Consider the following 13,902-nt stretch of genomic DNA (forward strand, 5'->3'; position numbering starts at 1 on the left):
ATGTTATACGGTTTTCTCAACCGGATGAGCCGCTTCAACCGCTGCCAGCGCCTGGTCCAGATCGGCCATCAGGTCTTCCACATTTTCAATACCGACCGAATACCGGATCAGGCTTTCTGGAATCCCGAGCTGAGCGCGCTGGGCTTCCGTAAGCTCCACGTGGCTTGTGGTACGCGGTGGTCCGGCCAGCGTGCTGACCGACCCCAGGCTGGCGGCCAGATGAACGAATTTCAGGCTGGTCAGAAACGTTTTCACGGTGTCGTAACTGCCTTTCAGCGAGAAGCTTAATACACCCCCAAAACCGCTCATCTGCGCTGCGGCAATTTCGTGGCCGGGATGGCTTTCGAGACCGGGATAAAATACATCCGCAACGCTGGGGTGCGCCTTCAGATGCCGGGCAATTTTCAGGGCTGACGCGTTTTGGCGTTCAATCCGGAGTTCCAGCGTTTTCATGCCCCGGGCAATCAGGTAGGCGGGTTCGGCCTGCAAACTCGCGCCGTTGATTTCGCGGAATCGGAATACTTTTTCGACCAGTTCTTTTTTGCCGCATAACACTCCGCCCATTGCGTCGGAGTGGCCGCAGAGGAATTTTGTTGCGCTGTGCAGCACCAGATCAGCACCCAGCTTTAGCGGATTCTGGTTGATGGGCGTGGCAAACGTATTATCGACCACCACAATCGCACCGGCTTTTTTGGCGGCTTCGGCTAACCGTTTCAGATCGACCACTTTCAGGGTCGGATTGGTGGGCGTTTCCAGATAAACCAGGTCGCAGCCTTTGGCAATTTCGGCTTCCATCGCTTCGTGGTTGCCGGTTTCGCAGAGCGTTACACTGATCTGGTAGGCGGGCAGGAAGTCGAGAAAAAGCCGACTGGTGCCGCCGTACGTGTCCTTGATCGATACCACGCGTTTGCCGGGTCCGAGGAGCGAAAACAGGGTGTTGCTGATGGCGCCCATACCCGTTGCAAACGAAGTAGCCGCTTCGGCACTTTCCAGAATGCGTATTTTTTCTTCCAGGACGTGTACCGTCGGGTTGGTATTCCGGCTGTAGATGTGCCCACTCGATTTTCCGGTGGCAACGTCATACCATTCATCCAGATCGTGGTAGGAAAAGGCGACGCTATTGACGATGGGGGCGGTGGTGGCACCCTGGTAGAAGGAATCGGTTTCACCGGCCCAAATGGCCGTAGTTCCTTTCTTTTGTTTAGAAAAATCCATGCAGAGTACCGCGAATAGCCGAATAATATTTGTTGATTGGCAAAAATTGCAAAATTTTGGATAAATGCTAAACTTGCCACGGAATTGTTTTCATCCATTTTAAAACCTACTGAGCTGGGAGAATATGAAGGAACTAGTACGTTTTTATGTTGCAGTGGCTTTGCTTCTTTGTTCGTCACTGGTGATGGCGCAGCAGATTGAAGTCAGTGGCCGGATTACTTCAGAGGGCGAAGATTCTGCCCTGCCGGGGGTTAACGTCTCGGTGAAAGGAACTACCATCGGAACACTGACGGATGCCGACGGGCGGTATAGCATCCGGGTAAATGGCGAAACGGCCGTCATGGTGTTCAGCTACATCGGTTTTGAGACACAGGAAATTCGGGTCGAAAACCGGCGGAGCATTAATGTGACCATGAAGCAGGACAACAAAATGCTGAATGAAGTGGTCGTGACGGCATTGGGCATTAGCCGCGACAAAAAAGCCCTGGGGTATGCCGCGCAGAATGTCAATTCGGAAGAACTGGTGCAAAACCGGCAACCGAACCTCGTCAATGCGTTGCAGGGGAAAGTGGCCGGGGTGACCATTACCAGTACGGGCGGGGCACCGGGTCAGGGGGCGCGGATTCTGATTCGGGGGATTAACTCCATTGATGCGACCCGCGATAATCAGCCGCTGTTTGTGGTCGATGGGGTGTTGTTTGACAACAGCACGTCCACGGGAACGTCCAATTCCGGGGCCGAACTCCGCGGTATGTCGAACCGGGCCGCCGACATCAATCCAGATGACATCGAAACCATTAACATCCTGAAGGGTGGGGCCGCTACGGCTTTATACGGGTTGCGGGGCGCCAACGGGGTTGTGGTTATTACGACCAAATCGGGCAAAACCGGTGCCTTACGCGGGAATTTTACCAGCTCGTTCGGCGTCGAGAATGTAAACAAGTTTCCGGAGGTTCAGGATAAGTATACCATCGGGTATTCGGGGGTTTATAACCCGCAGGACTTTTTTCCTTCCTGGGGGCCAACGGTAGAGGAGGCCATCAAAATTGATCCGACGCACCCGCAGAAACTCTACAACCACTTTAAAGACGCGTACCAAACCGGAAAGCAATACCAGAATAACCTGTCTTTTTCGGGCGGAACGGATAAGGTTAACTTCCTGTCGTCCATCGGGCATCTGCGGCACGAAGGGGTGATTCCGTTTACGAATTTCAACAAACTGTCGGTACGTTTGAACACCAATGTTAAGTTCAGCGAGAAATTTTCGACCAACGCCAACCTGAACTTTATCAATTCGGGCGGGGATCGCTACAACGCCGACCGTTACAACGAGGGTCTGAGCTACTGGTCACCGCGCTACGACGTTCGGGATTACCTCAATCCGGACGGGTCTTACAAATCCTACGGTAACGATAACCCACTTTACGGGGCCATGACCAACAAACTGCGCGACAACGTGAACCGGCTGGTCGGCGGACTAAACTTTACCTATACGCCGTTGAAATGGCTGACGTTCAACTACCGCGTGGGTCTGGATACCTATTCGGACGATCGGAAACGGACAGCACCCGGCCCAACTGGCATTGCAAACGAACGGGTTTTTGAAGACAACGGACTGGGTTTTATTTACCAGTATCATACCAATTTCCGGGCCATCACCTCGACGTTTGCGGCCAGCGCCAACACCAAGTTTGGCGAGAACCTGAACGCTACGCTTCGTGTCGGACACGATCTGTACGACCGCCAGATCCGGAGCTTTGGTGCGGAAGGAAATGAGCTGACGGTTTATAATTATTTTGACCTGCGGAATGCCAGAACCATTATCCCCTCGCAATCGGGAGAGGATTACCGGCTCATGGGGGTTTTTGGTGAACTGACGCTGGATTACAAAGACTTTCTGTTTCTGACACTGACAGGACGGAACGACATTACTTCCTCGCTGATGGCCCCCAACAACTCGTTCTTTTACCCGTCGGTGAGTTTAGGGTACGTCTTCTCGCAGCAACTGAAAATGCCGTCGTTTATCTCGATGGGGAAACTGCGGGCTTCCTACGCGCAGATCGGGAAAGATGCCGCTCCGTATTCAACCATCACGGGCTACTCGGCCTATACGAACCTGCCCTCGGGTTCAACCGGTTTTACCCGGGGTGCGCTGCTGGGCGATCCAAACCTGCGTCCGGAGTTTACCGATACGTTCGAAGGCGGTCTGGAAATGAGCTTCCTGAACAACCGGCTGGGACTGGATTTTACGTACTACCACTCGGTTAGCAAAGACCAGATTATTCAGGTGGACGTAACGTCCTCGACGGGGTATGTAAAAGCCGCCATCAACTCAGGGTCGATGCGTAACAAGGGAATTGAACTGGTCTTGCGGGCCACGCCCATCCGGAGCGGTAAACTCAATTGGGATGTGAACCTGAATTTCTCGGCCAACCGCAACAAAATCCTGAGCCTGCGCGAAGGACTGACGGAAATTAACTATGCCTCGCAGTTTGGTTACTCCAGCTCATCGGTTACCATGAAACTGGTGCCGGGTTATGCCTACGGAAACCTCTACGGTCGGGCGTACAAACGGTATTATGAGAATCCCGACGACGAAAATCCGGCTATTCTGGACCGCGACCGGCCCATCGTGATCGGGGCCAACGGTTTCCCGGTGATCAGTACGGCCCAGAAGCTGCTGGGCAATTCACAACCCGACTGGATTGGCGGTCTGAACAATACCGTGCGCTACGGTGATTTTACGCTTTCGGCCCTGTTCGATGCCCGCGTGGGTCAGGATCGGTACAACCAGATGGACAACTTCTTTGCCGCCTTTGGTATTGCCAAATACACCGAAAACCGCAATGATACGAAAGTGTTCGAGGGCGTACTGGCCGACGGTACTCCGAATACGAAGCAGGTCTGGCTGGGGCAGGGCAAAGGTCCGGATGGCGTCGATTACACCAACGGTTTTTACCGGAACGTTTACCGCGGTGTATCCGAAAACTTCATCGAAGATGCTTCCTGGGTCCGGCTGCGGTCGGTGAGCGTATCGTATAACCTGCCGACTTCCATCCTGAAGAATACCTTTATCAAGAGTGTGCGGTTGAGCGCAACGGGTAACAACCTGGCGCTGTGGACCAAATACACAGGCTACGATCCCGAAACCAGTTCAAACAGCAGCGGCAGCAACGTCGACGGCTTCACCGGCTTTACCTACCCGGCCGTTCGCAGCTTCCTGTTCTCACTGAACGTTGGTTTTTAAGTCACTTTTATTCGCTGATAATCATGAAATTCAACTATAAAGTAGTTATCCCGGTTCTGACCCTGCTGATCGGCCTGGGCGGGTGCAAGGATTATTTTGATCTGAAAGAAAACCCGAACCTGATTAGCAACCCACCACTCAATTCGTTTCTGACCACGACGACGCAGAAAACCGCCCTGAACTCGCAGCGAGTAGCCGGTTTTACGTCGTATTTTGTGCAGTATCTGGCCAGCCCCGGAACTGCCGGTTCGACGGATACCTATCAAATTACCGATTACACTGGAACCTGGGACGCCGTTTACTTCGGTATGGCCGACCTGTACGATCTGAAAAAGAAAGCGCAGGAACAGGGCGCTTCCGAATACGTTGGTGTGGCCGACATCATGCTGTCGTACCACCTGAGCCTGATTGGCGACGTGTTTGGGGCCGCTCCGTTTTCCGACGCGTTTACCGGGAGCACACTGACGCCCAAATACGACAGCGAAGAGACGGTTTATAATACCGCGCTGAACCTGCTCAATGAAGGTATTGCCGAACTGGCAAAACCCGATTCGAAAGTGCAGCTGATCCCGGAAGGACAATCGACGAATGCCAATGATTTGATTCATAAGGGCAGTAAGGATGCCTGGACAAAGACGGCCTACGCCCTGAAAGCCCGGATGCTGAACAAAATTTCCCGGAAAAGCACCTACAAACCGGCTGATGTGCTGGATGCAGTTTCCAAATCGTACACGTCCAACGCCGACGATGCACAGATGTCGTCGTTTCAGTTGCGGAATCCGTGGGCGCAGGTAGCCCGTGATAACGCGGCTTTGTTACTCGACGGCTGGCTTTCCGATCAGTTGGTCAATCACCTGAACGGCGCCACCTACGGGATTGTGGACCCGCGCATTGCGAAAATCACGGACAAAACCGTTAACAACGATTACAAGGGAACCCGCAATGGCCAGGGCAATGTGGGCGGTAACAATACCACGAAAGACGAAAGCTACATTTCGCTGAACTCCCCGCTGAGCGGTGATGCGTCTCCGCTGCTAATTGTAACCAACGCCGAAATGCGGTTTGTGGAGGCCGAAGCAGCTTTCCGGGCCGGAAATAAAACGCGGGCGTACACGGCGTATCTGGACGGTATTCGGGCCAATATGGACAAGTACGGCGTGGATGCGGCTGCGCGGGATGCCTACATTGCCAATCCGGCGGTGAGTGTCGGTGCGGGAGCGTTGACGCTGGACCTGATCTTCAAGGAAAAATACGTGGCCACGTATCTGAATCCCGAAGCCTGGAACGACGCCCGGCGTTATGATTACCAATACAAAGGCTTTCGGCTTCCGCTGAATGCCGCCCTGCCGGCCTTCATCCGCCGGGCTGCGTACCCGAACGGCGAAACGACCAAAAACGGAGCCAATGTTCCGACAGAAGTTGTCTTGTCAACCCCGCTCTGGTGGGATAAGCCGTAAAAGGATTGATTCACGTAAAAAGGGGTGTCCGGCTTTCCGGGCACCCCTTTTTGTTATCCAGTCATGAGGTTGCTTAAAAGGTGCCGTGGCTTTTGGCCATTTCCAGCAACTCGGTGAGGCCGGGCGTAGCAACTTCTTCCGGCGACTCAAATTTGATGTGCCGCAGGAGTTTGCCGGTTCCTTTCAGCAAGCCGTTGGGATCAGGTAGCTGAGTGCCAAAGTTGAAGCCCAGATTGACGCTTGAGGTGAGCGGGGCGATGTAGCAGATTTCGTCCGACATGTGGGGGCCGGTTCCATAAATAATGGTTTTGTAACTGGTGTTCACGGATTCGTGTGCTTCGGGCATGATGCTCCGAACCAGTTCCCGGACTTTTAAGGTGAGATCGCGCACTTCCGGTTTGTAGTCGGCTAAGAAGGTTTCCACTTGTTCTGTCATATGAGGGTTTAGTTTGGTCAAAACTAAACTTTATCCACAAAAAGTGCAATAATTGAGCCGGGTCTGGTCTTTTTGGATGAGACGGCAGGAGGAATAGGGTGCTTGACGCGAACAAACCTCCGTTCTCCGTCTTATTCATACTTAATTTCAATCAGACGCTTACCGTGCTGATTGGGCCTGTGGATCGACAGGGATTCGATAATTCGCCCCTTTCGGGACAACACCCGCTTGACATACTGAATATCGCTGGAGGGCTTGCCGTTGAGAAGGTACGTAACGGTTCCGGAAGGGTAGTTAAATAAATTAACGCTATCTTTTTGGGTGATCTGCGCTGTTCCATCTTTGTTGATATAATCATCAATTTCCCGGTCCTTCTGCCTGATCTGGTCATAGGAGGGAAGCAACTGCTTACCCTTTTGTGACTGGCTGAACGCCGGGCAGTAGGTAAGCACGAAAGCAAACAGGAGGGCAAAAACGATACACGCTTTCATAACCGCAGGGGTTTAGTCGTGAACGCTTAAAGTAACGATAAATAGTTGAAGCACCAAGAGTTGGGCCGGGGAGTTATGAACACACCGCGTAGTTTCCTACGAAATAACCGTACCGCGAACCTCTCCAAAATCAATTTGCCGGTTTCCCGCCCAGCCGCGCAGGATTACCGTGTCGCCGTAGTGCAGAAAGCTGCGGGTTGAACCGTCGGGCAGCACCAGCGGACGGCTACCGTTCCAGCTCTGTTCGAGCAGCGAACCGCAACTGTCGTCGGTGGGGCCGGAGATGGTGCCGGTTGCCAGCACATCGCCCACGTTCAGGTTACAGCCGTTGACGGTATGGTGGGCAATGAGTTGGGCCACACTCCAATACAGATGCCGTGCGTTGGTCCGGCTGATGATAATTTCCTCCTGATTCGCAGGTTGCAGAACGACTTCCAGCTCAATGTCAAAGTGTGATCGCGCGGTTGACCGGAGGTAGGGCAGGGGAGTCGGTTCCTGCGTTGGGCCGTCGGTGCGGAAGGGGGCGAGGGCTTCGAGCGGAACCACCCAGGGCGAGATGGACGACGCAAAATTTTTGCCCAGAAACGGCCCCAGCGGCTGGTACTCCCAGCGTTGAATATCGCGCGCCGACCAGTCGTTGAACAGCACAAAACCGAATACGTGCGATTCGGCTTCGTCAACCGGCACCGGTTCGCCCAATGCTGACGGTTTGCCGATCACAATGCCCAGTTCCAGCTCGAAATCCAGCGCCTGAGTCGGGCCGAAAACGGGTTGCTGATCCGGGTCCAAAAACTGGCCACTGGGCCGTTTAACCGGGGTGCCGGAAACGACAATGGACGACGCCCGCCCGTGGTAGGCCACCGGCAGGTGTTTCCAGTTGGGTAATAACGGCTCGGTCTGCGGACGAAACATCCGGCCCACGTTGCTGGCGTGTTCCTGGCTGGCGTAAAAATCCGTGTAATCGCCAATCCGGATGGGAAGATGAAGTGTGGCCGTGGCTGCTGGAACCCGTACCTGATCCGCAAAGGCATCGAGTGGTTTTTCGGGATGGGCCAGCAACTCAAGCAGCCGCTGGCGAATAGCCCGGTGAACGGGTTTGCCCAATTCCATAAATGGATTCAGCACCGGCTGGTCAAAAACCGTCTGATCGAACGTCAGGTCGTCGAAAAAGCCCAGCCGCCCGACCGCGCCCAGATCGAGAATCTGGTCGTCAATCCGGACGCCCACGCGGGGGGCCGAACCGTCGGTGCTGAAGATGCCGTACGGAAGGGTCATTCATTAAAATTGTGGTAGATCGAATCCATGATGCGCACAAAATGCTGGTAATCTTCTTCGCTGAGGTCACCCCAGCCCTTCCGCCGGACTTCCACTACGCTGGGCAATACCTCGTCGTATTTGCGCTGTCCTTCGGGGGTCAGAAAAATCAGGAATTTCCGGCGGTCGTCTTCGGCCATCCGACGTTCGGTCAGTCCTTTTTTGCAGAGCAGATCAATCATCCGGGTAACGGTCGGCGCATCTTTCGTGGTCAGTTCCGACAGGATATTCTGGCTAATACCGGGATTGCGAAACAGGTGGTCGATGAGCACCCACTGATCGACCGTCAGATCGAATCCGGCTTCGTTGAATCGCTTCTGAAGCACATTCCGGATTCTCTTGATGGTGGTGTCGATCTTGAAAAAATAAGCCCGTTTATCGGAGGGGTGCGTCATGCGTCAGTTAGCGGTTAACATTGTCAATTTCATCATACGGCCGAGCAATAGGATGAAAACCAACCACAAATTTAGTCCAAACTAGGTGACTAACAACGCTTCCAGCTTTTCTTCAATTTCCGGGATTGAGTGGTACAACTGCTCGTAGGACTCAATTACAAAATACCGGTCCTGATAATGGTCGATCACGTAGGGCGTTTTGAGCAGCTTCCCGACTTCGTACGGAATCCGGTCGGGGCGCTGGCTCGACAGGCTGTAGGTGGTTTCGCCCGGCGACGACAGAATACCGCCCCCGTAAATCCGCAGGCCGTTGCTCTCCTGAATCAGCCCGAACTCAACGGTATACCAGTAAAGCCGTGCAATCATCTCAATGGCTTCCGGGTGGTCAACGTGCGTCAGCGCAATTCGGCTCAGGGCCGCCAGAAAATCGCAAAACGGCTGGTTTGACAGCATCGGTACGTGACCGAACGTATCGTGAAACATATCCGGTTCCTCCAGATAATCGAGTTGTTCACGCTTGCGGAGCCAGGTCGTCGCCGGAAAATTGCGGTTGGCCATGAGTTCGAAAAATTCCCGGTTCGAAATCAGACCGGGTACCGCCGAAACCCGCCAGTTGGTAAGCCGTTGCAGCCGCGGGTTCAGGTCGCGCTCAAAGTCCGGGATGTGATCGGCTACAAAACCGACCTTATCAATACCGTCGAGGTAATCCTGACTGGCCTTCCCCGGCAGTTGCGCCATCTGCCGGTCAAACAGTAACCGCCAGACGGCCTGGTCGTCGGCGGTATAGGTGTGGTATGCCTGGGTCATGGTTCAATGAGAGAATGAGCGAATGAGTGATTGAGTGAATATGATCGAAGATCCTGCTTTTATTGCGGTAGCTATTCACTCATTCTATCATTCGCTCATTCAAAATTAATTTAAAGCGTTCCTCGTAATTCCTGTTCGTGTTCGATCGCTTCGAAGAGGGCTTTGAAGTTGCCTTTGCCGAAGGATTTGGCGCCTTTTCGCTGGATGATCTCGAAAAACAGCGTCGGGCGCGGACCGATGGGCTTCGTAAAAATCTGGAGCAGGTAGCCTTCGTCGTCGCGGTCGACCAGAATGCCGAGCGAGCGCAGGGCGGCCATTTCCTCGTCGATCTGCCCAACCCGGTCGAGCAGATCGTCGTAGTAGGCGTCGGGTACTTTCAGAAACTCGACGTTGCGGCTTTTCAGCTCCGTGACGGTTTTCACAATATCGTCAGTCTCGACGGCGATGTGCTGAATACCGGGACCGCCGTAAAAATCCAGGTATTCTTCCACCTGAGACTTCTTTTTGCCCTCCGCCGGTTCGTTGATCGGGAATTTGATGCGTCCGTTGCCGTTGCTCATCACCTTGCTCATCAGGGCCGTATAGTCGGTAGAAATGTCTTTGTCGTCGAAGGAAATCAGTTGCCGCAAACCCATGACACTGGCGTAAAAGTTTACCCAGGTGTTCATCTCGTTCCAGCCCACATTGCCAACCATGTGATCGACGTGTTTCAGGCCGACCTCCTGCGGGCGGTGTTCGGGTTCCCAGCGTTTGTAACCGGGTAGAAAAACGCCGTGATACCGGCTCCGTTCGACAAAAATATGAACCGTATCGCCGTAGGTATGAATGCCCGACCGCACCACAAAACCGTCGGCGTCCTCTTCGCGCGTGGGGGGCATGAACGGTTTGGCGCCCCGTTGTGTCGTTTCTTCGTAGGCTTTCGTGGCATCATCGACCCACAGGGCCACCACCCGAACCCCATCGCCGTGCTGGTCGATGTGCTGGCCGATGTCGGTGCCGCCGTGCAGGGGCGAGGTCAGCACCAGCCGGATTTTTCCCTGAACAACCACGTACGATTCGCGGTCGCGCCAGCCGGTTTCCAGCCCTGCGTGGGCCAGCGGCTGAAAACCAAACGCCGTCTGAAAGTAGTGTGCTGATTGCAGGGCGTTTGCAACGTACAACTCAATATAATCCGTGCCATTCAGCGGCAGGAAATCGGTTTCGGCGTAGGCCGTTTGGTTTGATTCGGTTATTTCCAGCGTGTCCATAGTTGTTGATGCGTTTAGTCAAGCCAGGATTGATAATAGGTGCCATCATCGAGTTGCATAGCGGCTTCGGTCAGCATCAGGGGCCGGAAGGTATCGACCATCACGGCGTATTCCTGCGTTTCTTTTTTGCCGATGCTGCGTTCCATCGCGCCCGGATGCGGGCCGTGCGGAATCCCGCCCGGATGGAGCGTGATGTGGCCCGGTGCAATGTCGTTGCGGCTCATAAAATCACCATCTACGTAGTAAATCACTTCGTCGGAGTCGATGTTGGAATGGTTGTACGGGGCCGGAATCGCTTTCGGGTGGTAATCGTACAGCCGGGGGCAAAACGAACACACCACAAAGGCGTCGGTCTGGAACGTCTGGTGTACCGGGGGCGGCTGGTGGACGCGGCCCGTAATCGGTTCAAAGTTGAAAATCGAAAAACCGTACGGGAAATTATACCCGTCCCAGCCCACCACATCGAACGGATGGGTGGCATACACCAGCGAGTGCAGCGCACCCTGTTTTTTGATTCTGATCAGAAAATCACCGGTTTCGTCGTGGGTTTCGAGGTCCTGCGGGCGTTTGATGTCGCGCTCGCAAAAGGGCGAATGTTCAAGCAACTGCCCAAACTGGTTGCGGTACCGTTTGGGCGTGTAAATCGGCGAATGCGATTCCAGGTACAACAGACGGGGCTGCGTCTCGGCGTCGAACTCGATCTGGTAGATCATGCCGCGCGGAATGATCAGGTAATCGCCGTATTCGAACGGGATGGTACCCAGCAGTGTACGCAGCCGCCCCGAACCCCGGTGGATGAACAGCAGTTCGTCAGCGTCGGCATTTTTATAAAAATAATCGGTTGGCGAGCGGGTTGGAGCCGCCAAACCCAGAATGACATCCTTGTTGATCAGCAGCGGAACCCGGCTTTCGAGCCAATCACCCGGCGACGGTTCCAGCTTAAAACCCAGCAGTTTACGTGAGAGCATGTTTTTCTCAACGGCCACAGCGGGCGTGGCATCCACGCTTTCCAGCACGGCTTTTACCTGGGTGGGCCGGTGGATGTGGTAGAGCAGCGACGACATGCCCTCAAACCCGATTGTGCCGAACAACTGCTCGTAGTACAGACCGGCTTTACCGTCGGGGCCGGGCGGTTTTTCAAACTGGGTATGCCGCTTCGGCGGTATCTGACCGAGTGTATGATAAAATGGCATGGCGTTGATGAATAACCGGTAAATGATTGCTTTACTAACTATTGTTTTACTTACAATGTTAAAAAAAAGTACTATTTTTTTGAACAATTTATAGAATAAATTTTCTTATAAACTGATTTTGTGGATTTCTATCCTGTAATAGTCATTTAATGGGGCGTCTTGTCGACTCCAATCAGCATTTGTTTATTTTTGCCCGCACTTAGTCCATCTATTCACAGAATTTTCAACTGAGAAAACCTGATGCAACCCACGCTTCTGATTTTGGCCGCCGGTATTGGCAGCCGCTACGGTGGAATCAAACAACTGGACCAATTCGGTCCGAACGGCGAGACAATCATTGATTACTCTTTATATGATGCCATCCGCGCTGGTTTTGGCAAAGTCGTGTTCATTATTCGGGAGGAGCTGCGGAAGGATTTTGAGGAGATTTTTCTGCCCAAGCTAGCCGGTAAAATAGATGTTGATTTTGCGATTCAGGCACTGGACTCGTATGTGCCGGAGGGTGTAGGGCCGGTTCAGCGGACGAAGCCCTGGGGCACGGGTCATGCCATGCTGTGTGCCTGGAAACACACCGATACGCCGTTTGCCATCATCAACGCCGATGATTTTTACGGACAGGAAGCGTTTCAGATTCTGGCCCATTTTCTGGTAAACGATACCCACGACGATCTACACGCGCTGGTGGGCTATGAAATCCAGAACACGCTTTCGGACTACGGTTCGGTGTCGCGGGGTGTTTGCGAACTGAATTCGGACGAAACGCTGGCGTCGGTGGTGGAGCGGACCAAGATTTACCGGTTGAACGAAGGAGAAAATGCCGGACAAATTGTATTCGAAGAGGCTGATGGGTTAACACCACTGGCACCCGAGACACCGGTATCGATGAACTTCTGGGGATTTAAGCCCGCCGTGTTCCCGATGGTTCAGGAGCAATTTGCGGATTACGCCCGCGCCAATTATAATTCGCCCAAAGCCGAATTTTACATCCCAACCATCATGACCAATTTAATCGAGCGCAACCAGGGCCGGTGTAAGGTTTTCCGAAGCCGTTCGGAGTGGTTTGGGGTGACTTATCCGGAAGATAAACCGTTGGTTCAGGCTTCGCTGAAACGCCTGCACGATGCCGGACGGTATCCTGAAAAATTATGGTGATGTGGTAAGATTTGCTGTCTGTTTTGTAAAACCAGCTTTGTTTTGCGGGTTAAAAAAGCAAAATAGACTTCAATTGAGATTAAATACGATAATTTTTGACCTAGAAATAAAGTAATGAAAAAAGCCCAAACCGGGCTGGTTTGGGCTTTTTTCATTACCACAGGATTTGATTGTACTATTTTATAAAACGTGGTATTTATTGGAGAAAATAAACATTTCACTTTTTAAAGTATTAGTAGTAAGCAACCGTAAATGATTGAACTTTTTTAAGTTTAAGATTGAAATAATAAACAACTTTTTGAGAATTAATATTTGGGTAATTGACTTGTATTCAGGAGTGTATAAATTTGTATCAACAAAGCAGTCGACCAGAGTTTAGTAGGGTAAGCATTTTGTTTATTGTACTATAACGAGTCTGAATACAACCTTAAGAAAGAATATGAAAACTGTTAAAAATAATCTGTTATTAAGCTTAGCACTGTTGGCCACCACGTCGTTTGTAGCCATTGCTCCTTCTGCTAACGCCCGCGTTCTGGACGGCCCGAAAGCCGAAACGAAAGCGGCTCCGGTAACCATCCGGGAAGTCGGTAACCTGAAATTCAAAGTGTCGGTTAATCAACCTGTTAATGAAAAAATCATTGTATCAATCGCCGATGATTCAAACAACCGGTTGTACAATGGCATACTGAGCAAGAAAGACCAGTCAGGTCGTTTATTTGACCTTTCACAACTGGCCGACGGTCGGTATGTAATCGAAGTATCTTACGGCAAAGAGCGTGTTTCTCAGTCGTTCGCTATCCAAACGCAAGTAAGCCGTGTAGTTCTGGCGCGGAACTAATCCCTCGGGTGCTGCCGCGATAGCCCGCTAATTCTAGTCCACTTTGTCAATAAACAAAAAGGGGCAAGTTCTTAGAACTTGCCCCTTTTTGTTTATTAAATGATGATTGG

Annotated in this window: 12 protein-coding genes; 4 read left to right on the plus strand and 8 right to left on the minus strand. The window is 52.6% G+C overall.

The features are described 5' to 3' along the window. Positions 1-3: 3 nt before the first annotated feature. Positions 4-1,215 carry a cystathionine gamma-synthase family protein gene (locus LX87_RS06130; protein WP_111627247.1) on the minus strand — a complete coding sequence of 404 codons (1,212 nt, stop codon included), beginning with the start codon at positions 1,213-1,215 and terminating at the stop codon, positions 4-6. Positions 1,216-1,339: 124 nt separating this feature from the next. On the opposite strand from LX87_RS06130, the gene LX87_RS06135 reads away from it, so the two are divergent. Together LX87_RS06135 and LX87_RS06140 are read left to right on the plus strand one after the other, a co-directional pair. Continuing rightward, a complete protein-coding gene (locus tag LX87_RS06135) occupies positions 1,340-4,462 on the plus strand; it encodes a SusC/RagA family TonB-linked outer membrane protein (RefSeq protein ID WP_111627248.1) in 3,123 nt (1,040 codons plus the stop codon). A gap of 23 nt (positions 4,463-4,485) precedes the next feature. Further along, positions 4,486-5,919, plus strand: a complete 1,434-nt coding sequence (locus LX87_RS06140) for a SusD/RagB family nutrient-binding outer membrane lipoprotein (RefSeq protein ID WP_111627249.1) — start codon at positions 4,486-4,488, stop codon at positions 5,917-5,919. Between the two features lie 73 nt (positions 5,920-5,992). Here the strand turns inward: LX87_RS06140 and LX87_RS06145 are convergent, their stop codons facing one another. The 7 genes from LX87_RS06145 to LX87_RS06175 all read right to left on the minus strand — a co-directional run bounded on the left by LX87_RS06145 (position 5,993) and on the right by LX87_RS06175 (position 11,802). Then, the gene (locus tag LX87_RS06145; protein ID WP_111627250.1) at positions 5,993-6,355 is read right to left on the minus strand and encodes a DUF1801 domain-containing protein; all 363 of its coding nucleotides are present in this window, start codon (positions 6,353-6,355) and stop codon (positions 5,993-5,995) included. Between the two features lie 131 nt (positions 6,356-6,486). Beyond that, positions 6,487-6,846 (minus strand): hypothetical protein, encoded by a 360-nt coding sequence (locus tag LX87_RS06150; protein ID WP_111627251.1) that lies wholly within the window; start codon positions 6,844-6,846, stop codon positions 6,487-6,489. A gap of 96 nt (positions 6,847-6,942) precedes the next feature. Further along, the gene (fahA, locus tag LX87_RS06155) at positions 6,943-8,121 is read right to left on the minus strand and encodes a fumarylacetoacetase (RefSeq protein WP_111627252.1); all 1,179 of its coding nucleotides are present in this window, start codon (positions 8,119-8,121) and stop codon (positions 6,943-6,945) included. Then, on the minus strand, positions 8,118-8,555 hold the full coding sequence (locus LX87_RS06160) for a MarR family winged helix-turn-helix transcriptional regulator (protein WP_111627253.1): 438 nt from the start codon (positions 8,553-8,555) through the stop codon (positions 8,118-8,120). The genes fahA and LX87_RS06160 overlap by 4 nt, the downstream gene beginning before the upstream one ends. A gap of 81 nt (positions 8,556-8,636) precedes the next feature. Beyond that, positions 8,637-9,362 (minus strand): phenylalanine 4-monooxygenase, encoded by a 726-nt coding sequence (gene phhA / locus LX87_RS06165; RefSeq protein WP_111627254.1) that lies wholly within the window; start codon positions 9,360-9,362, stop codon positions 8,637-8,639. A 110-nt stretch (positions 9,363-9,472) separates the two neighbouring features. Continuing rightward, positions 9,473-10,609, minus strand: coding sequence for a 4-hydroxyphenylpyruvate dioxygenase (hppD, locus tag LX87_RS06170; RefSeq protein ID WP_111627255.1), 1,137 nt, complete (start codon positions 10,607-10,609; stop codon positions 9,473-9,475). Between the two features lie 14 nt (positions 10,610-10,623). After that, the gene (locus tag LX87_RS06175) at positions 10,624-11,802 is read right to left on the minus strand and encodes a homogentisate 1,2-dioxygenase (RefSeq protein WP_111627511.1); all 1,179 of its coding nucleotides are present in this window, start codon (positions 11,800-11,802) and stop codon (positions 10,624-10,626) included. 240 nt (positions 11,803-12,042) lie between these two features. Here LX87_RS06175 and LX87_RS06180 point away from each other — a divergent pair, with 240 nt between their 5' ends. Together LX87_RS06180 and LX87_RS06185 are read left to right on the plus strand one after the other, a co-directional pair. After that, a complete protein-coding gene (locus LX87_RS06180; RefSeq protein WP_111627256.1) occupies positions 12,043-12,954 on the plus strand; it encodes a nucleotidyltransferase family protein in 912 nt (303 codons plus the stop codon). A 439-nt stretch (positions 12,955-13,393) separates the two neighbouring features. Continuing rightward, the gene (locus tag LX87_RS06185) at positions 13,394-13,792 is read left to right on the plus strand and encodes a hypothetical protein (protein ID WP_111627257.1); all 399 of its coding nucleotides are present in this window, start codon (positions 13,394-13,396) and stop codon (positions 13,790-13,792) included. Positions 13,793-13,902 lie beyond the last annotated feature (110 nt).

Origin of the sequence: Larkinella arboricola, assembly GCF_003259745.1 — a bacterium.
GTDB lineage: Bacteria > Bacteroidota > Bacteroidia > Cytophagales > Spirosomataceae > Larkinella > Larkinella arboricola.